The sequence below is a fragment of the Streptomyces sp. BoleA5 genome (assembly GCF_000373665.1).
Lineage (GTDB): Bacteria > Actinomycetota > Actinomycetes > Streptomycetales > Streptomycetaceae > Actinacidiphila.
Genome location: NZ_KB892090.1, coordinates 441,286 through 459,930, shown reverse-complemented (window position 1 = coordinate 459,930; position 18,645 = coordinate 441,286). Strand labels below are relative to the sequence as shown.

Here is an 18,645-nt window from a genome sequence, read left to right as displayed (position 1 = left end):
CTGACAGTTGCTTCACCCCGCTGTGCCCCTCCTTATGGATGCGGTCGGGTCAGCAGCCGCTGCGCCGCTCGGCGACCGTCCGGAGCGCGTCGAGCACCAGGGCCGCGGCCGGGATCCGCAGGTGGTCGCGCGGCACGTACGCCGCGACCCTGCGGCGGGAGACGGGGTCCAGCGGCCGGCCGGTGACCCGGTCCAGCCGCATGAAGGACAGCACCAGCCCGGGCATCATCGCGACCCCCAGCCCCTCGGCGACCAGTGACTGCACCACGAGGTTGTCGTCGGTGGCGAAGGCGATGTCGGGGGCGAAGCCCAGCTCCGCGCACTCGTGGAGGAAGTTGACCCGGCAGCGCATGCAGCCGGCGATCCAGCGTTCGCCGGCCAGGTCGCCGAGCCGGACGGAGCGGGACCTCGCCAGCCGGTGCCCGGCCGGCATCAGGACCATGAGCTGGTCCTCCAGCAGCGGGATCTCGACCAGGTCGTCCGGCACGGCCTCGTGCAGTCCCGGATAGGTGAAGGCGAGAGTGATGTCGCACTCGCCGCGGGTGACCCGCTCCAGCGAGTCGGGCGGCTCGTCCCCCAGCAGCTCGACCCGTATGCCGGGGTGCTCGGCCGCGAGCAGGGCGAGCGCCTCGGGGATCAGGGTGGCGTTGGCGCTGGGGAAGGCGCACAACCTCACCCGGCCGGTCTCCAGCCGGGTCACCGCCCCTATCTGCTCCCAGGCCACGGTCATGCTGTCCAGGATGGTCTCGGCGTGCCGGGCCAGCGCCTCCCCCGCCTCGGTCAGCCGCATGCGCCGCCCGACGCGGACGAAGAGCGCGGTGCCCACCGAACGCTCCAGCGCCTTCATCTGCTGGGTGACCGCGGGCTGCGTGTAGCCCAGCGCCACGGCCGCCGCCGAGTAGGAGCCGGCCGTGACCACGGTGTGGAACGTCTTGATGTGCCTGGAATCGAACACGCATGAATCATAAGAGGAACTTGGGGTGATCCGGCACAGGGCCTCCTGGTGCTTCTGGGACCACTGCGCCGGGGGGTGTTTGCGTCCGCAATCCGGTGCGCGGTGTCCGCTGTGGGTCCACCATGTCACTACGGGTCACACGGGCCTCAACCACACCGCGAGGAGCCTTCATTGAGCGCAGCGCGAACCGCCTCGTACCGCCGGTATCTGATGTGTCCTCCCACGTACTTCCGCGTCACGTACTCCATCAATCCCTGGATGGACCCCACGAAGCCGGTCGACCCCGCGCTCGCCCTGCTGCAGTGGGAGGACCTGCGCGACCGCTACCGCGCGCTGGGGCACACCGTCGAGATCCTGCAGCCGCTGCCGGGCCTGCCGGACATGGTCTTCGCCGCCAACGGCGCCACCGTGGTCGACGGCCGGGTCTTCGGCGCCCGCTTCGCCAACCCCGAGCGGGCCGCGGAGGCTCCCGCGCACCGCGAGTGGTTCCTGAACCGCGGCTACGGCGAGGTGCACGACCCGCACCACGCCAACGAGGGCGAAGGGGACTTCGCCGTCACCGAGAGCTGGCTGCTGGCCGGGAAGGGCTTCCGCAGCAGCCCGCTGTCGCACTCCGAGCTCCAGGAGTTCTTCGGCCGCCCCGTCATCGGCCTGGAGCTCACCGACCCGCACTTCTACCACCTGGACACCGCGCTGTGCGTGCTCTCCGGCGACGAGATCATGTACTACCCGGACGCCTTCTCCCCCGGCAGCCGCGCGGTGCTGCGCAGGCTCTTCCCCGACGCGCTGACCGCCACCCGGCAGGACGCCGCGGCCTTCGGGCTCAACTGCGTCAGCGACGGCCTGCACGTCCTGGTCCCCTCCGGGGCCACCGGGCTGCTGCGGCGGCTGCGCGAGCGCGGCTACGAGCCGGTGCCGGTGGACATGTCCGAACTGCACAAGGCCGGCGGCAGCGTGAAGTGCTGCACCATGGAGCTGCGCGACTGAGCGTGATACGAAGGGGCGCATGTCGCAGCAGCTGCCCCTCCGTACCTCGTACGACGTCGTGATCGTCGGCGGTGGCCACAACGGCCTCGTCGCCGCCGCGTACCTCGCCCGCGCGGGCCGCTCCGTGCTGCTGCTGGAGCGGCTGCCGGGCACCGGCGGCGCCGCCGTCTCCACCCGCGCCTTCACCGGTCTGGACGCACGGCTGTCCCGGTACTCGTACCTGGTGAGCCTGCTGCCCCGGAAGATCGTCGACGACCTGGGGCTGCGCTTCGCCGTGCGGCGGCGGCGCATCTCCTCCTACACCCCGCACGGCGACGGCGGGCTCCTCGTCGACGCCGAGTCGCCGTCCGCGACCCGCGAGAGCTTCGTCCGGCTGACCGGCTCCGACCGCGACTTCGAGGCCTGGCAGCGCTTCTACGGCATGACGCAGCGGGTCGCCGAGCGCGTCTTCCCGACGCTGACCGCGCCGCTGCCCTCCCGGGCCGAGCTGGAGCGGACGGTGGACGACCCGGAGGCCTGGTCGGCGCTGTTCGAACGGCCGCTGGGCGAGACCGTCGAGTCCGTCTTCGAGGACGACGTGGTGCGCGGCGTGGTGCTGACCGACGCCCTGATCGGCACCTTCAGCCACGCCCACGACCCCTCGCTGCTGCAGAACCGCTGCTTCCTCTACCACGTCATCGGCGGCGGCACGGGCGACTGGGACGTGCCCGTCGGCGGCATGGGCGCCCTCACCGACGCCCTGGCGGACGCGGCGCGGGCGGCCGGGGCGGAGATCGTGACCGGCACCGAGGTCACGGCCGTCGGGACCGACGGCACGCGGGCCGAGGTGTCCTTCGAGGGCGGCGCGGTGGGCGCGGGCCACGTGCTGGTCAACGCCTCCCCGTACGCGCTGGCCGGTCTGCTGGGCGAGGCCGCCCCGGAGAAGCCGGAGGGCGCCCAGCTCAAGGTGAACATGCTGCTGCGCCGGCTGCCGAGGCTGCGCGACACCGCGGTGGACCCGCGCGACGCCTTCGCCGGCACCTTCCACATCGCCGAGTCGTACACCCAGCTGGACCGGGCCTACCGCGAGGCGGCGGAGGGCGCGGTGCCCACGGCGCCGCCCTCCGAGATCTACTGCCACTCGCTGACCGACCCCTCGATCCTCTCCCCCGACCTGGCCGCCCAGGGCGTGCACACCCTCACCCTCTTCGGGCTGCACGCCCCGGCGCGGCTCTTCGCGGACGACCCCGCGCAGGCGAAGGAGTCCCTGCTCAAGGCCACCCTGGCGCAACTGGACGGGGTGCTCGCGGAGCCGCTGGCGGACTGCCTGGCGGTGGACGCGGACGGGCGGCCGTGCATCGAGGCGAAGTCCCCGCTCGACCTGGAGCGGGAGGTCGGCCTGCCCGGCGGGCACATCTTCCACCGGGACCTGGCGTTCCCGTACGCGGAGTCGGGCGGCGGCGCCTGGGGCGTGGGGACCGCGCACGCGAACGTGCTGCTGTGCGGGGCGGGAGCGGTGCGCGGCGGCGGCGTCAGCGGCGTTCCGGGCCACAACGCGGCCATGGCGGTGCTGGGCGGCCGGTGACCGCGCGGGCGGGCGGTCGCCCCGCGGACCCGGGACACAGGCCGTGCCCCGGGCGTCCGCGCCCGCGGGACTACTCCGGCTCCGCGGGAGGAGGCGGCCAGGCGTCGCCCCACGCGACGTCGCGGGCCGCGCGGTACAGCGGACCCTGCCGCTTGGTCACGGTGTCGCGGCGCAGGCCGTCCCCGACCGTGCACAGGTCGATGAGGACCTGGCCCTTGCGGATCTGCGGGTGCCGGACGACCCGGTCCGGCGCACCGGCCTGGTCCGCGGGGAAGCGGGCGGCGGCGACGTAGCTGAACTTCTCGTCCTCGTAGGGCAGCGAGCCCCCCTTGACCTGCCGGTGCAGCGAGGTCCGGGCGACCCGCGCCGCGAAGTGGCACCAGTCCGGCGCCTGCACCGGGCAGGTGCCGTCGTGGGGGCAGGGGGCGAGGACGTGGAAGCCGTCCGCGACGAACCTCTCGCGCGCCGCGAGGACGCGCGCGTAGCCGTCGGGCGTGCCCGGTTCGACGACGAGCACGGCGCCGCGCGCCGCCCTGGCGGCCTCCGCGACGACCGCGTCGCGGTCGGCCGCGGTGAGTTCGCCGATGACGTACGACAGCGTGACCAGGTCCGCCTCGGGCAGCCGGGCGCCGCCGCCCAGCGGTGTCTTCTGCCAGCGTGCGTCCCGCACCGCCGCGTGCTCCGACTCCGCGGCCAGTTCGCGGCCGAGCGAGAGCGCCGCGTCCGACCAGTCGAGGACGGTGCTGGTGTGCGTCCCCTCCTCCCAGGCGTCGGCGACCGCCCAGGTCGCGGCGCCGGTCCCGCCGCCCACGTCCAGATGGCTCGCCGGCGCCCACTCCCCCGCCCGGGCCCGGAACTCCGCGAGCGCGGCGCCGACCGCGGCGTGGGTGGCCGGCATGCGGTAGGCCGCGTAGGCGGCGACGTCGGAGCGGTCGCGCAGGATCGGGGTACTGCTGGGCGTGCGCCCCCGGTAGGTGGCGATCAGCCGGTCGACGGCCTGGGTGGCACGGCCCGGCGGCAGCCCGTCGAGGAGTCCGGCGAGGGCGGATTGCAGAGAGGACACAAAGGTCAAGGGTAAGGGCCGCCCGGACGGGGCCGGCGCGGGCGCCGCCAGGGTGCACCGGCACCCGCTTCGGGGGCGGCGGCAAGGTCGCCGGCGCCGGGACGCGACCGGGCCACTGCCGCCACGAGCCGGAAGCTGACGACGGCGCGGGCGTGGACGAGGCCCCGCAGCGGATCGACCGCGTCTCCTCGGTCTCGGGGGTCCCGGCAACCCACGCTGGGACTCTCGTCCGGGACCGTCCGGACCCGCGGGCGGACCAGAGGGCGTGTCCTGCCGGCTCGCGGGGTCGCGCCGTCCGGCCCGGTACGCACCTGTGCCGCATGTCGGAGGCATGGGTCTGGGCCCGGCCGCCACGACCTCGTCGGACGATCAATCGGATGACCAATCGGATGACGCACGCCGGGACTTCGGCCGGCTGTGGGGCGCCTGCGCGGTGAGTGCGGCGGGGAGCGCTATCGGCACCGGGGCCCTGCCTCTGGTCGCCGTCCTGGCGCTGGAGGTCACGACCTTCCAGGTCTCCCTCCCCGCGGCCCTGTCCGCGCTCGCGGCCGCCGCCATCACCCTCCCCCCCGTGACTCCGGGATCGGCGCGGTGTGGGGCGCCGGACGCGGGCTGCCCCTCTTCTACGGGGGCTTCGACGGCTCGTCCGGGACGACGGCGGCGATCGGCCGGGAGGTCGTCGCGGCGCTCACGGCGGCCGGGCTGCCGTCGGAGTGGGACGGGGACCCGGACGGCGTCATCACGGTGACCCCTCTGGACTGGCGCAAGCGGCTGGTCGGCTGGACCGGGCGGCAGCCTGGGCCCCGGCCTGCGGGGTGTCCGTCGTGCCGCGCCAGGAACGCCACAGCGCGGCGTAGGCGCCGCCGGCGGCCACCAGCTCGTCGTGGGTGCCGAGTTCGGTGACCACCCCGCGGTCCATCACGGCGACGCGGTCCGCGTCGTGGGCGGTCTGCAGCCGGTGGGCGACGGCGATGACCGTGCGGCCCCGCAGGACAGCGGCGAGGGCGCGCTCGGTGCTGCGCGCCGTAGCCGGGTCGAGCAGGGCGGTGGCCTCGTCCAGGACCAGGGTGTGGGGATCGGCCAGGACGACCCGGGCCAGGGCGAGTTGCTGCGCCTGGGCGCCGCCGAGGGGGTGGGCGCCACCGCCGAGTGCGGTGTCGAGACCGTCGGGCAGGTCTCCGGCCCAGGCCGCGTCCACGGCGGCCAGCGCCGCGAGCAGCTCGGTGTCGGTGGCGGCAGGCTCCGCGATCAGCAGGTTCTCGCGGAGCGTGCCGTGGAAGACGTGGTGCTCCTGGGTGACCAGGACGACCTGGCGGCGCAGTTCGTCCGGGGCGAGGTCGGCGACCGGCACGCCGCCGACGGTGACGGCACCGCTGCGGGGGCGGTCGACGCCCGCGAGCAGCCGCCCCAGGGTGGACTTGCCGGCCCCGGACGGGCCCACCACGGCGAGCCGTTCCCCGGGCCGTACGTCCAGGTGGACGCCGTGCAGCACGTCGCGGCCGTGGCCGTACGCGTACCGGACGTCCGTGACCTCGATGCGCCCGCCCGCGGGCACGGCCGCGGTCGGCGGCCCGGCCGCGGGGACCATCGCCAGGCCCTCCACGCGTGCGTACGACGCGGCACTGCCCTGCAGGTGCTCGACCCACAGCAGCAGGTTGTCCAGCGGCCCGGCCAGCTGCCGCAGGTAGATCGCCGAGGCGATCACGGTGCCGAGGGACACGGCGCCCCGCTGGTGCAGCGCGCCACCGGTCAGCAGCACGCTGACGACCGGCAGCGCGTAGGAGACGTCCACGGCCGGGAAGAGCACCGTACGCAGCCGGAGTGTGCGCAGCCGGGCACGGCGGGCCTCGGCGATGGCCGTCTCGGCCTTCGCGACGCGGCGTGCCTGCAGACCGAGCGCCTCGACGGTGCGGGCCCCGGCCGCCGTGGCCGACAGCTCCTCGGCGAGCGCCGAGTTGGCCCCGCCCTCGGCGAGGTAGGCGGCGCGGGCCCGGCGCAGGTACCAGCGCAGGGCGACCCCCATCACCGCCATGCCGGCCAGTCCGCACAGTCCGAGCAGCGGGTCGAGCAGGACGACGGCGCCGACGACGAACAGCACCTGCACGCAGGAGACGAGGACCTCGGGCACCGCGTCGCGCAGCGTGACCGCGACGGCGGTGACGTCGGTGGTGCCGCGCGCGGCCAGGTCGCCGGTGGGGACCCGCTCGACGGTGGCGGCGGGCAGCGCGAGGGCGCGGTCGAGGAAGCGTTCGCGGATCCGGGCCGCGGTGCGCTCGCCGAAGCGGGCCCCGGCCCTGAGGGCCTGACGGGACAGCAGGATCTGCAGCACCGTGCAGGCGGCGATGGCGAGTGCCAGCCGGTCCACGGCGGCGAGGGCGGCCCGGCCGGGCGCGTCCTTGACGGTGTCCACGATCGCGCCGAGCAGCCACGGCCCGGCGAGTCCGGCGCCCGCGGCCAGTGCGTTGAGGGCCAGCACGCCGGCGAACGCCCTGCGGTCGGAGCGGAGTTCGCCCAGGGCCGCACGGCGGACCCGCGTACGGTCGGCGACCGGCAGCACGTCCGCCATCACCCCGCCCCCTCGCCCGCGCCCCGCGCCACCAGCGCCCGGTAGCCGGCCTCGTCCCGCAGCAGGTCGCGATGCGCGCCGGTGGCGGCCGCCTTGCCGTCGACGAGGAACACGACGACGTCGGCCTGTTCGAGCAGGAGCGGGGACGTCGTGGTGACCAGGGTCGTGCGGCCCTGCCGGGCGGCGCGGAGCCCGGCGGCCATCGCCGCCTCGGTGTGGGCGTCGACGGCGGAGGTGGGCTCGACGGCGAGCAGGGCGTCCGGGGCGGCGTGCAGGGCGCGGGCGAGCCGCAGGCGCTGGCGCTGGCCGCCGGAGAGGTTGCGGCCCTGCGCGGCGACGGCGGAGCCCAGGCCGTCGGGGAGGGCGTCGACGACGTCGCCCGCCGCGGCGGCGCGGACGGCCGCGCGGATCGCGTCGTCGGCGGGCTCGTGGCGCCCGGCGACGACCTCGCGGACGGTGCCGGCGAAGAGGTCGGCCTCGTTGTCCGCGACAAGGATCCGGTCGCGGAGCGCTCCGACGGGGACGGCGTCCAGCCGGACGTCTCCCCAGGTCGTGTCGGAGGGGGCGAAGCCGCCGAGCCGGTCGACGACGGCGACGGCGTCCTCGGGGCGGGTGGCGGCGAGCGCGGTCAGCAGTCCGGGGCGGACCTCGACGCCGGAGCCCGGGTCGCGCAGGACGGCGGCCGCGCCGGGGGCGGCGGCGGGGGCCCGTTCGGGGTCGTCGGCGTGCTCGGGCCGCAGGGCGAGGAAGCGGGTGACCCGCCGGGCGGCGACGGTGGCACGGGCCAGGTCGGCGCCGCCCTCGATGAAGAGCGCCACCGGGATCACCAGCACGGCGACGTACCCGTGGACGGCGACGAGGTCGCCGACGCTGATCGACCCCTCCGCGGCCATCCGCGCGGCCAGCCAGGTGACGACGGCGAGGAAGAGCGCGGGAAGCCCGTTGCCGAGGGCGCCGACCCAGCTGGTCACGGCGCCGACCCGGTAGCCCTGGTCGCGCAGCGCCGCGGAGTCGCGGCGGTAGCGCGCGGCGTACGCCTCCTTGCCGCCGAGGCCGCCCAGTACCCGCAGTCCGGTCACCACGTCGACCAACCGGGCGGTCAGCGCGCCCTGTTGCTCGCGGTAACCGGCGCCGACGCCCTGCAGCCGGCGCAGCAGCGGCCCGACGGTGACGGCGAGCAGCGGCACCCCGGCCAGCACCACGGCGGCGAGCAGCGGGGATATGGACAACAGGAGCACCGCGACGGCCACGTACGCGACGACGGCCCCGACCCCGGGACCGGTCACGGTGAGCGACTGGGCGATGGCCTGCACGTCGCTCATGCCGATGGCGACGACCTCGCCCGCGGTGACCCGGCGCGGCAGCGCGGCGCCGAGACGCGTGGCGTGGGCCACGGTGACCCGGACGGTGCGGAAGGAGGCGTCCATCCGGACCCTGGTCATCGTCCGGTGCCGGGCGATGCCGAGCCACGCCGTGAACGCGCCGCCGGCGAGGAGCGCCGCGGACCACCCGGCGAGGGCGCCGTGGTCGTCGGCGCGCAGGCCGTCGTCGACGGCGCGCGACAGCAGGTAGGGCGACAGGGCCAGGCTCGCCATCCATGTGCTGCCCAGCAGCGCGCCGAGTGCCACGCGGCGGCGCTGGCTGACGACCAGCCACCACAGGAACCGGACCGGACTGGCGATGTCCCTCGCGGTGGGAGCGGTGCGACTGCCTGGCATGGCCACACCATACTGACCCGGTCCGTCCGCTCTGTCACCCTCCCCCCCACCCGTCCCGGAAACGAGCGGTTCCCACAGCGCGCGCCCGTATACGAAAGGACGGGACACACCGCCCTCCGGGCGGGGGCGCGCGAACCGCCCGCCGGAGCACGTCAGAAGCGCGGACAGGGAGCCCTCAACCCCCTACGATCAGGAACGATCCCCAGACGGCGCCGTACCGCATCACAGAACCCTCCAGCGGACAGATCAAGCCGAATGTGAACTTCAGGACAACTGGCCTCCGAAATTTCGTAAACCGCAGCGAACGCACAACTGTTTGGCATAGCGTTCCGGGTTACTACGGCGCACGGCTGCTTGGGGAAGTAGCGGTGCGCCCACTTTTGTCGCGTTGTGCCAGGGGGGTCCATGCGGCGTGTCGGTATACCCAATTCAGGCCCGATAGATACGTCCCCCGCGCGCGGCCGTACGGCCACCCCGCGCGGGCTGAGCGACAAGGCGCGCTGGTACCTGCCGGCGGCGCTCGTCACGGACGCGGTGGGGGTCGCACTCCCGGTCGGGATCGTCTTCGACGCCACGTTCCAGCCGCACCCGGTGTTGTGCGCCGTGACCGCGGCGGCGGCCTGGCTGATCGTCCAGACCGCCCGGCGCAGGTACACCCAGCGCGCACTCGGCGAGTCGCGCAGCGGGCTGTCCGTGGTCTACGACTGGATGGTCCTGCTCGGCGTGCTCGCGGTGGTCCGCGCGCTGCTCGGTGAGCGCTCCGAGCCCTCGGCGGCCCTCCTCGCCCTCACACCGGGTCTGCTGCTGACCACCGCCTGCCGCAAACTGACCTACCGTCATCTGCTGGCCTCGCGGCGCGAGGCGCACGCGGTGCGCCGCATCCTCGTGATCGGCGAGCCGAGCGCGGCCGACTATGTCGTCGACCAGCTGGCCGCGCGCACCGACCACGAGTACGTCGTGGTCGGTGCCATCCCCGTCGGGCTGGCCAACCTGGAGTGCGGCGCGCCCGTGGCCGCCCGGCTGGAGTCGCTGGCACCGGCGCGGCCGAGCGCCGACTCCGGTGCGGTGCTGACCGCGGCGCGGGAACTCGGCGCCGACCTGGTCCTGGTCGCGCCCGGCCCGCGGATGGCCGGTGAACGCCTGCGGCAGCTCTCCTGGGCCGTGCACGACGCGGGCATCCCGCTGGCCGTGCTCCCGGGCCTCACCGACGTCGCGGTGCGGCGGGTGGAGCTCACCTCAGCCGCCGGGCTCACCCTGCTGCACATCAGCCCGCCGCTGCGGCGCGGGGTGCAGGTGAGCCTGAAGGAGGCGCTGGACCGCGCCGGGGCCGCCGTCGGACTGCTGCTGCTCTCCCCGCTGTTCGGCCTCATCGCGGCGGCCATCCGGCTCGGCTCCAAGGGGCCGGTGTTCTACCAGCAGATCCGGCACGGGGTGAACTGCGTGCCCTTCACCATGTGGAAGTTCCGCACGATGGTGACGGACGCCGACGACCGCAAGCCCGAACTGGCCTCCGCCAACGAGAGCGACGGCCTGATGTTCAAGATGCGCCGCGACCCGCGCGTCACACGGGTCGGGCGCATCCTGCGCCGCTGCTCGCTGGACGAACTACCGCAGCTGATCAACGTGTTGCGGGGCGAGATGTCGCTCGTCGGCCCGCGCCCCCCGCTGCCGGAGGAGGTCGCCCGCTACGACGAGGTCGCGCTGCGCCGGCTGTCGGTGAAGCCCGGCCTGACGGGCCTGTGGCAGGTCAGCGGGCGCTCGGACCTCTCCTGGGACGAAACGCTCCAGCTGGACCTCCGGTACGTCGACAACTGGACCCTCACCAGCGACGTCGACGTGATGGCCCGCACGTTCCGGGCCGTCGTGGACGGCCGCGGAGCGTACTGAATGTCAGGCAGCGCAGGCGTCCTTCCACCACCGGTACGTGGCGGCGATCCCGTCCCGCAGCGGGATCTGCGGCTTCCAGCCGAGGGCGGAGAGACGCGAGATGTCCAGCAGCTTGCGCGGGGTGCCGTCGGGCTTGGAGGTGTCCCAGGCGACGGCACCCTCGTAGCCGGTGACCTCCCGCACGGTCTCGGCCAGCTCGCGGATCGTCAGGTCGTCGCCGCAGCCGATGTTGACCGGCTCCTCGCCGTCGTACGCGCGCAGCAGCACCGCGCACGCGGCGGCGAGGTCGTCGACGTGCAGGAACTCCCGGCGCGGGCTGCCGGAGCCCCAGAGCACCACCTCGGGGGCGCCGTCGCGCCGCGCCTCGTGGAAGCGGCGGATGAGCGCGGGCAGCACGTGCGAGGTCTCGAGGTCGAAGTTGTCGCCGGGACCGTAGAGGTTGGTGGGCATCGCCGAGACGAACAAGGCGCCGTACTGCCTGCGGTAGGACTGCACCTGGACGATGCCGGCGATCTTGGCGAGCGCGTACGCCTCGTTGGTCGGCTCCAGCGGGCCGGTCAGCAGGGCGTCCTCGTGGATCGGCTGCGGCGCGTGCTTCGGGTAGATGCACGAGGAGCCCAGGAAGAGCAGCCTGCCCACCCCGGCCGCGTGCGCCCCGGCGATCACGCTCAGCTGGATGCGCAGATTGTCCTCGAGGAACTGCACCGGGAAGGTGCTGTTGGCCATGATGCCGCCGACCTTGGCGGCCGCCAGCACCACCGCGTCGGGCCGCTGCTCCTTCAGGAACGCCTCGGTGCGCGCCGCGTCGCGCAGATCGAGTTCGCCGCGGCCACGGGTGATCACCTCGTGCCCGTCGGCGGTCAGCCGCCGGGTCACCGCCGATCCGACCAGGCCGCGGTGGCCCGCGACGAAGATCCGGGCGCGGTCGGGCAGGAGTGCGTTCGCTTCGCTCATGGAAGCGAATTCTGCCAGGAGGGTTCACCCCACCGGGGGTGATTCCAAACATCAGTACGCAAAAGAAACATAACCGACTCAAGGGGGGAGATCGCATGGGCAAGAGCGCCCTGATCACCGGTGTGACCGGCCAGGACGGCTCCTATCTGGCGGAGCTGCTGCTGAGCAAGGGGTACACCGTGCACGGCCTCGTCAGACGGTCGTCCAGCTTCAACACCGAGCGGATCGACCACATCTACCAGGGGCCGCAGGAGGCCGACCGCTCCTTCGTGCTCCACCATGCCGACCTCTCCGACGGCGTGGCCCTGGTGAACCTCCTGCGCGACCTGCGCCCCGACGAGGTCTACAACCTGGGCGCCCAGTCCCATGTCCGCGTGTCCTTCGACGCCCCGCTCTACACCGGGGACGTCACCGGCCTCGGCTCGATGCGGCTGCTGGAGGCGGTACGGGCCAGCGGCGTGGAGACCCGGATCTACCAGGCCTCCTCCTCCGAGATGTTCGGCGCCACCCCGCCGCCGCAGAACGAGCGGACGCCCTTCCACCCCCGCAGCCCGTACGGCTGCGCCAAGGTCTACGGCTACTGGGCGACGGTCAACTACCGCGAGGCGTACGACATGTTCGCGGTCAACGGCATCCTGTTCAACCACGAGTCCCCGCGCCGCGGCGAGACCTTCGTGACCCGCAAGATCACCCGCGCCGTGGCCCGCATCAAGGCCGGTCTGCAGGACCGGCTCTACCTGGGCAACCTCGACGCCGTACGGGACTGGGGCTACGCCCCCGAGTACGTCGACGCGATGTGGCGGATGCTCCAGCGCGACGTGCCGGACGACTACGTCGTCGCCACCGGCGAGGCCGCCACCGTGCGGCAGTTCGTGGAGACCGCCTTCGCGCACGTGGACCTCGACTGGGCGGAGTACGTGCGCTACGACCCCAAGTACGAGCGTCCCAGCGAGGTCGACGCCCTGATCGGCGACGCCAGCAAGGCGGAGGAACTGCTCGGCTGGAAGCCCTCCGTGCGGGTCGACGAGCTGGCCCGGATCATGGTCGACGCCGACCGCAGGCAGGTCGAGGACCAGCTCGCCGGCGTGACCGTGCGCATCGACCGGTGAACAGGCGGCAAGGGACGGCCGGTTACGTCCCGGCAACGGCCGCTTGAGCCAAGAGTGAACACAATTTCGTCAAACCTTCACACGAGGAGCTTCACCTCCCCCTACGCTGCCGTCCACAGGCGGCCGAATGGGCCGCTTGTGCACGAGTGAGGCCTTGGGGGGCACATGCGAAGACTTGGGGCGATGACCGCCGCCGGGACACTGGTGGCGGGGGCTCTGGCGGGGATGGGGGTGGCCGCGGCTCCGGCCGCGACCGCGCTCACCCCGCCGGTGGCGATGACCGCGGACGAACTCCCGACCTGGCAGACCAACGGCATCGTCTGGGCGATGGCCCAGTCGGAGGGGGTCGTCTTCGCCGGCGGGACCTTCTCCACCGTCCGCCCGCCCGGCAGCGGCGCGGGCACCAACGAGCAGTCCGCGGTGAACTTCGCGGCGTTCGACGCCGCGACCGGGGCACCGACCGACTGCCACCTGTCGTTCACGATCGGCCCGGGCAGCACGGCCACCGTGCGCGCCCTGGCCGTCTCGCCGGACGGCGACACCCTCTACGCGGGTGGATACTTCAGCGCCGTCAACGGCGTCCAGGTCAACAGCCTGGCCGCCATCGACATCGCGACGTGCACGCCGGTCGCCTCCTTCCACCCCGGGATCTCCGCGACCGTACGGGCGCTGGACGTGACCGCGGACACCGTCTACATGGGCGGTGACTTCACCACCGTCGCCGGCCAGTCCCGGCGGTACTTCGCGGCGCTGACCACCGCGGGGGCGCTGAAGGCCTGGGACCCGCAAGGCGACGAGCCCGGGCGGGCCGTCCAGGCCGCCCGGGACGGCACCCATGTGATGATCGGCGGTGACTTCGACACCGTCGGCGGCAGCGACTCGCACGCCCTGGCGGTCGTGGACACCGGCACCGGCGCACTGACGAAGGCGTACCCGGTGGGATTCTTCCCGGCGACCTCGGTCGTCAAGGACATCACGGACGACGCGACGGGCCTGTACGTGGCCAACGAGGGCACCGGCGGCGGCGTCTTCGACGGCCGCACCGCCTTCGACCTGAGCGACTTCGACCAGCGCTGGCGCGACACCTGCCTCGGCGCGACGCAGTCGCTCGCCGTCTACCAGACGGTGCTGTACAGCGGTTCGCACGCGCACGACTGCAGCAGCATGGGCGCCTTCCCGAACCAGCGGCGCAAGCACCTGCTGGCGCAGTCGGTGGACGACCCGAAGCTGCTCGGCTGGTTCCCGGACACCAACGACGGCCTCGGCGAGAGCATCGGCCCGCGGGTGATGTCCGTGTCGTCCGCGGGCGGCAAGGACTACCTCTGGGTCGGCGGCGAGTTCACCACCGTCCAGGGTGCTCCGCAGCAGGGCCTGACCCGATTCTCCAACGGTCCCGACACCGGCAACCCGACGACTCCCGAGGCGAGCGCGGCGAGCCTGGCGGCCGGGCAGGTCAAGGTGAGCTGGCAGGCGAGCCTGGACGACGACGACAGCGCGCTGACGTACAAGGTCTACCGGGACGGCTCGTCCACCCCGGTGTACACCACCTCCGGCGACTCGCTGCCGTGGGTGCGGCCGCAGCTCAGCTTCACCGACACCGGGCTGACCGTGGGATCGACCCACAGCTACCGGGTCAGCGCGAGCGACGGCACCAACACCAGCCCGCTCTCCTCGACCGCCACGGCCACCGTGGCCTCCGGCAGCAACAGCTACGCCGCGGCGGTGCTCTCCGACGGCGCCAACCTCTACTGGCGCTACGACGAGAGCGGCGGCACCTTCGCCGCCGACGCCTCCCCCGCGGACGACAACGGCGACTACGTCGGCGGCCCGTCCTACCGCCAGAGCCCGGGCGCGGTGAGCGGTTCCAGCACGGCGATCGGCTTCAACGGCTCCGACCAGTGGGTCTACAGCGACCGCAGCCACCCGCGTCCGGCCGCCTTCAGCGTGGAGTCGTGGTTCAGGACCACCACGACCTCGGGCGGCAAGATCGTCGGCTTCGGCAACACCACCAACGGCACCAGCAGCCAGTACGACAAGCACGTCTACATGACCAACAACGGCCGGCTGGTCTTCGGCGTCTACACCGGCGCCACCAACACCGTCACGAGCAGCGCCGCCTACAACAACGGCGCCTGGCACCACGTGGTGGCCACCCAGGGCGCCGACGGCATGAGGATGTACGTCGACGGCACCCTCGTCGGCAGCAACCCGCAGACCTCCAACGAGAACTACACCGGTTACTGGCGGGCGGGCGGCGACAACCTCAACGGCTGGCCGGACCAGCCGTCCAGCGGCTACTTCGGCGGGCAGATCGACGAGACCGCCGTCTACCCGTCCGTGCTGAGCGCCGCCCAGGTCGCCAACCACTTCGCCCTGGCCAGCGCCCCGGCCGACACCGTCACCACGCTCACCCCCGGCGAGGACACCTACGTCAACGCCGGTGCCCCGTCGGCCAACTACGGCACCTCGGGCTCGCTGGCCGTCCGCGGCAGCTCGGCCTACCTGTCGTACCTGCGCTTCAGCCTGCCGCCGGCCCCGGCCGGGCAGACCCTCAAGAGCGCCGTGCTGCGGGTCATGACCAGCAGCGACCCGACGGCGGGCACCAATGACACCGTCTCCGTCGTGCCCGTCACGGGCGCGTGGACGGAGACCGGGGTCGCGTACAACAGCCGGCCGGCGCTGTCCCCGACCGTGCTGGGCACGCTCGGCGGCGCGACGACGGTCTCGACGTCGTACACCGTGCCGCTGGACACCTCCCAGCTCACGGGCTCGCTGGGCGGCTCGTACGCCCTGGCGCTGACCAGCACGGGCACGGACGCGATGTGGCTCTGGTCGCGTCAGGCCGCGTCCCAGGCGAACGGACCGCGGCTGGTGCTCACCTTCGGTTCGTAGCGGCGATCCGGGGACCCCGGCCGAAAGTACCCGCCGGGGTCTCCTCCGGGCCGCCTGTCACGGCGTACGCTGCCGTGGCAGGCGGTCCGTTCCCGCACCGCCGGGGGCGGCGAGGGCTGGGGGGCTCATGCGCACTTGGGGAAGACTGTCCGCTGCACTGGTACTGACGGCGGCCTCACTGGCCGGCGCGGGGATGGCGGCGGCACCGACCGCCGGGGCGCTCACACCGCCCGTGGCCGTCACCGCGGATCCGCTGCCGACCTGGCAGACCAACGGCGTGGTGTGGGCGATGGCCCACCAGGGGGGCACGGTCTACGCGGGCGGGACCTTCTCCACCGTCAGGTCCTCCGGCTCCGGCGGCACCACACAGTCCGCCGTCAACTTCGCGGCGTTCAACGCCGCCACCGGAGCCCCTGCCGGCTGCCGGCTCTCCTTCACCATCGGCTCGGGAACCGCGACCGTGCGCGCCCTGGAGGTCTCGCCGGACGGGCGGACCCTCTACGCGGGCGGCTGGTTCAACGCCGTCAACGGAGTGGCCGTCAGCAGCCTCGCCGCGATCGACATCGCGAGCTGCACGCCGATCGCCTCCTTCCGGCCCTCGTTCTCGGCGACCGTACGCGCGATCGACGTCAGCGCCGACACCGTCTTCGTCGGCGGTGACTTCACCTCGGTCGCGGGCCAGTCCCGGCCGCGGTTCGCGGCGCTGTCCACCGGTGGCGCGCTGCGCGCGTGGAACCCGAACGCCGACAAGCCGGGCCGCGCGGTCCAGCTGAGCCCGGACGGCTCGCACGCGGTGCTCGGCGGCGACTTCGACACCGTCGGCGGCACCGGCTCGCACGCCCTGGCCGTGGTCGACACCGACACCGGCGCCCTGACCAGGGCCTACCCGGTGGGCTTCATCCCGGCCACGTCGGTGACCAAGGACCTCACCGCGGACGCCACGGCGGTCTTCACCGCCAACGAGGGCACCGGCGGTGGCGTCTTCGACGGCCGTATCGCCCTGAACACCAGTGACTTCGGGCAGCGCTGGCGGGACAACTGCCTGGGCGCCACGCAGTCCGTCGAGGTCTACCGGACCGTCCTGTACAGCGGTTCGCACGCCCACGACTGCAGCAGCATGGGCGCCTTCCCCAACCAGCGGCGCAAGCACCTGCTGGCGCAGTCGGTCGACGACCCGAAGCTGCTGCCGTGGTTCCCCGACACCAACGACGGCATCGGCGAGGGGCTCGGCCCGCGGGTGATGACCGTGGCCTCCTCCGGGGGCACCGACTACCTGTGGGTCGGCGGCGAGTTCACCACCGTCGCCGGATCGGCCCAGCAGGGCCTGACCCGCTTCGCCTCCGGCCCGGACACCGGGGCGCCGAGCGTGCCCGAGGTGAACGTGGCGAGCATCCGGCCGGGCCAGGTCACCGTGCGCTGGCGGACCAGCCTCGACCTTGACGACGGCCCGCTGACCTACCGCGTCTACCGCAACGGCTCGGCCACGCCGATCCACACCGCCACCGGGTCCTCCCTGCCGTGGGCGCGCCCGCAGCTCACCTTCACCGACACTTCCGTCACCGCTGGCAGCACCTACTCGTACCGGGTCACCGCGAGCGACGGCACCAACACCAGCGCCCTGTCCACCGCCCAGTCGGTGACCGCCGCGTCGGCGACCCAGGCCTACCCGGCCCGCGTGCTCGCCGACGGCGCCAGCTTGTACTGGCGCTACGACGAGGCGTCCGGTCAGTTCGGCGCCGACTCCTCCCCCGGCGACGACAACGCGGTCTACCTCAACGGGCCGCTGTACCGGCAGACCCCGGGCGCCGTGGCCGGCAGCACCGCCATGGGCTTCAACGGCACCAACGACTACGCCTACAGCGACGCCCGCCACGCCCGCCCGGCCGCGTTCAGCGTCGAGACCTGGTTCCGGACCACGACCACGGCCGGCGGCAAGCTCGTCGGCTTCGGCGACCGCAACGTCGACGACAACCTGAGCGGCAGCTACGACAAGCACGTCTACATGACCAACAACGGGCGCCTGGCCTTCGGCGTGCGCAGCGGCAGCAGCCGCACCATCACCACCACGGGCACCTACAACGACGGCGGCTGGCACCATGTCGTCGCCACCCAGGGCGCCGCCGGCATGCGGCTGTACGTGGACGGCGCCCTCGCCGGCACCGACCCCACCACCACCAGCCAGAACTACTCCGGCTTCTGGCGGGTCGGCGGCGACAACCTCAACGGCTGGCCCAACCGACCCAGCAGCAACTACTTCGCCGGGCAGCTGGACGAGACGGCCGTGTACCCGTCGGCGCTGACCGCCGCCCAGGTCGCCGACCACCACTCGCTGGGCACCGGGGGCGGCGGCACTCCCCCCGAGTCCGAGGTCACGGTCGAGGCGGCCGAGGACTCGTACGTCAACGCGGGCGCCCCGTCCGCCAACTACGGCACCTCGGGCTCGCTCGCGGTGCGCGGCAGCTCGGCGTACCTGACCTACCTGCGCTTCCCGCTGCCCGCCGCACCCGCCGGCACGGTGCTGAAGAGCGCACGGCTGCGGGTGCACACCAGTTCCGAGGCCAGTGCCGGATCCGCCGACAGCCAGAGCGTCGTGCCGGTCACCGGGAGCTGGAGCGAGACCGGCGTGACGTACACGGGCCGGCCCGCGCTCTCCTCCGCGGTGCTCGGCACGCTCACCGGGGCCACCGCGGCGCAGAGCAGCTACGAGACGGCGCTGGAGGCCGGTGCGCTGGCGGGGGCCCTGGGCGGCTCCTACGACCTCGCGCTGACCGGCGCGGGCACCGACGCGCTGTGGCTGTGGTCGAGCGAGGCTTCGGGGGCGAGCAACCACCCCGTCCTCGTACTGACATTCGGCGCACCTTAGTGCTCACATTTTCTTCAAACACCGTCCATCAGCCGTATGTCAACCCATACCCTGCGGTGCACGGGCGGCCAAAGGGCACGCTCGGGG

Annotated in this window: 11 protein-coding genes and 1 pseudogene; 7 read left to right on the top strand and 5 right to left on the bottom strand. The window is 73.5% G+C overall.

Annotated features, from left to right (window positions below):
* Window positions 1-49: 49 nt before the first annotated feature.
* Entirely contained in the window at window positions 50-955 is a 906-nt protein-coding gene (locus tag B085_RS0102145; RefSeq protein WP_018556906.1) for a LysR family transcriptional regulator, read from the bottom strand.
* Window positions 956-1,126: 171 nt separating this feature from the next.
* Between B085_RS0102145 and ddaH the strand changes: the two genes are divergently transcribed.
* Entirely contained in the window at window positions 1,127-1,942 is an 816-nt protein-coding gene (gene ddaH / locus B085_RS0102140) for a dimethylargininase (RefSeq protein WP_037730922.1), read from the top strand.
* Between the two features lie 19 nt (window positions 1,943-1,961).
* On the top strand, window positions 1,962-3,506 hold the full coding sequence (locus tag B085_RS0102135; RefSeq protein WP_018556904.1) for an FAD-dependent oxidoreductase: 1,545 nt from the start codon (window positions 1,962-1,964) through the stop codon (window positions 3,504-3,506).
* Window positions 3,507-3,576: 70 nt separating this feature from the next.
* Here B085_RS0102135 and B085_RS0102130 read toward each other — a convergent pair whose 3' ends face one another.
* Window positions 3,577-4,569 (bottom strand): small ribosomal subunit Rsm22 family protein, encoded by a 993-nt coding sequence (locus B085_RS0102130; RefSeq protein ID WP_018556903.1) that lies wholly within the window; start codon window positions 4,567-4,569, stop codon window positions 3,577-3,579.
* A 600-nt stretch (window positions 4,570-5,169) separates the two neighbouring features.
* Here B085_RS0102130 and B085_RS50370 point away from each other — a divergent pair.
* A pseudogene (locus tag B085_RS50370) lies at window positions 5,170-5,349 on the top strand (DUF6891 domain-containing protein); the annotation flags it as partial.
* Here the strand turns inward: B085_RS50370 and B085_RS40935 are convergent.
* Window positions 5,309-7,135, bottom strand: coding sequence for an ABC transporter ATP-binding protein (locus tag B085_RS40935; RefSeq protein ID WP_018556901.1), 1,827 nt, complete (start codon window positions 7,133-7,135; stop codon window positions 5,309-5,311). The pseudogene B085_RS50370 and the gene B085_RS40935 overlap by 41 nt on opposite strands.
* Window positions 7,135-8,853, bottom strand: a complete 1,719-nt coding sequence (locus tag B085_RS0102115; protein ID WP_018556900.1) for an ABC transporter transmembrane domain-containing protein — start codon at window positions 8,851-8,853, stop codon at window positions 7,135-7,137. The genes B085_RS40935 and B085_RS0102115 overlap by 1 nt, the downstream gene beginning before the upstream one ends.
* 405 nt (window positions 8,854-9,258) lie before the next feature.
* On the opposite strand from B085_RS0102115, the gene B085_RS0102110 reads away from it, so the two are divergent.
* The gene (locus B085_RS0102110; RefSeq protein ID WP_078619713.1) at window positions 9,259-10,740 is read left to right on the top strand and encodes a sugar transferase; all 1,482 of its coding nucleotides are present in this window, start codon (window positions 9,259-9,261) and stop codon (window positions 10,738-10,740) included.
* Between the two features lie 3 nt (window positions 10,741-10,743).
* Here the strand turns inward: B085_RS0102110 and B085_RS0102105 are convergent, their stop codons facing one another.
* Window positions 10,744-11,694 (bottom strand): GDP-L-fucose synthase family protein, encoded by a 951-nt coding sequence (locus B085_RS0102105; protein ID WP_018556898.1) that lies wholly within the window; start codon window positions 11,692-11,694, stop codon window positions 10,744-10,746.
* 95 nt (window positions 11,695-11,789) lie between these two features.
* Between B085_RS0102105 and gmd the strand changes: the two genes are divergently transcribed.
* The 3 genes from gmd (at window position 11,790) to B085_RS0102090 (ending at window position 18,558) form a co-directional block, all read left to right on the top strand.
* A complete protein-coding gene (gene gmd / locus B085_RS0102100) occupies window positions 11,790-12,803 on the top strand; it encodes a GDP-mannose 4,6-dehydratase (protein ID WP_018556897.1) in 1,014 nt (337 codons plus the stop codon).
* 183 nt (window positions 12,804-12,986) lie between these two features.
* Window positions 12,987-15,695, top strand: coding sequence for a DUF7594 domain-containing protein (locus B085_RS0102095; protein WP_018556896.1), 2,709 nt, complete (start codon window positions 12,987-12,989; stop codon window positions 15,693-15,695).
* 127 nt (window positions 15,696-15,822) lie between these two features.
* The gene (locus B085_RS0102090; RefSeq protein WP_026250591.1) at window positions 15,823-18,558 is read left to right on the top strand and encodes a LamG-like jellyroll fold domain-containing protein; all 2,736 of its coding nucleotides are present in this window, start codon (window positions 15,823-15,825) and stop codon (window positions 18,556-18,558) included.
* Window positions 18,559-18,645 lie beyond the last annotated feature (87 nt).

Excerpts from the sequence above, each read along its gene's own strand:
- B085_RS0102115 (WP_018556900.1), bottom strand. The coding sequence starts at position 8,853 with ATGCCAGGCAGTCGCACCGCTCCCACCGCGAGGGACATCGCCAGTCCG.
- gmd (WP_018556897.1), top strand. The coding sequence starts at position 11,790 with ATGGGCAAGAGCGCCCTGATCACCGGTGTGACCGGCCAGGACGGCTCC.
- B085_RS0102105 (WP_018556898.1), bottom strand. The coding sequence starts at position 11,694 with ATGAGCGAAGCGAACGCACTCCTGCCCGACCGCGCCCGGATCTTCGTC.
- B085_RS40935 (WP_018556901.1), bottom strand. The coding sequence starts at position 7,135 with ATGGCGGACGTGCTGCCGGTCGCCGACCGTACGCGGGTCCGCCGTGCG.
- B085_RS0102090 (WP_026250591.1), top strand. The coding sequence starts at position 15,823 with ATGCGCACTTGGGGAAGACTGTCCGCTGCACTGGTACTGACGGCGGCC.
- B085_RS0102095 (WP_018556896.1), top strand. The coding sequence starts at position 12,987 with ATGACCGCCGCCGGGACACTGGTGGCGGGGGCTCTGGCGGGGATGGGG.
- B085_RS0102110 (WP_078619713.1), top strand. The coding sequence starts at position 9,259 with ATGCGGCGTGTCGGTATACCCAATTCAGGCCCGATAGATACGTCCCCC.
- B085_RS0102135 (WP_018556904.1), top strand. The coding sequence starts at position 1,962 with ATGTCGCAGCAGCTGCCCCTCCGTACCTCGTACGACGTCGTGATCGTC.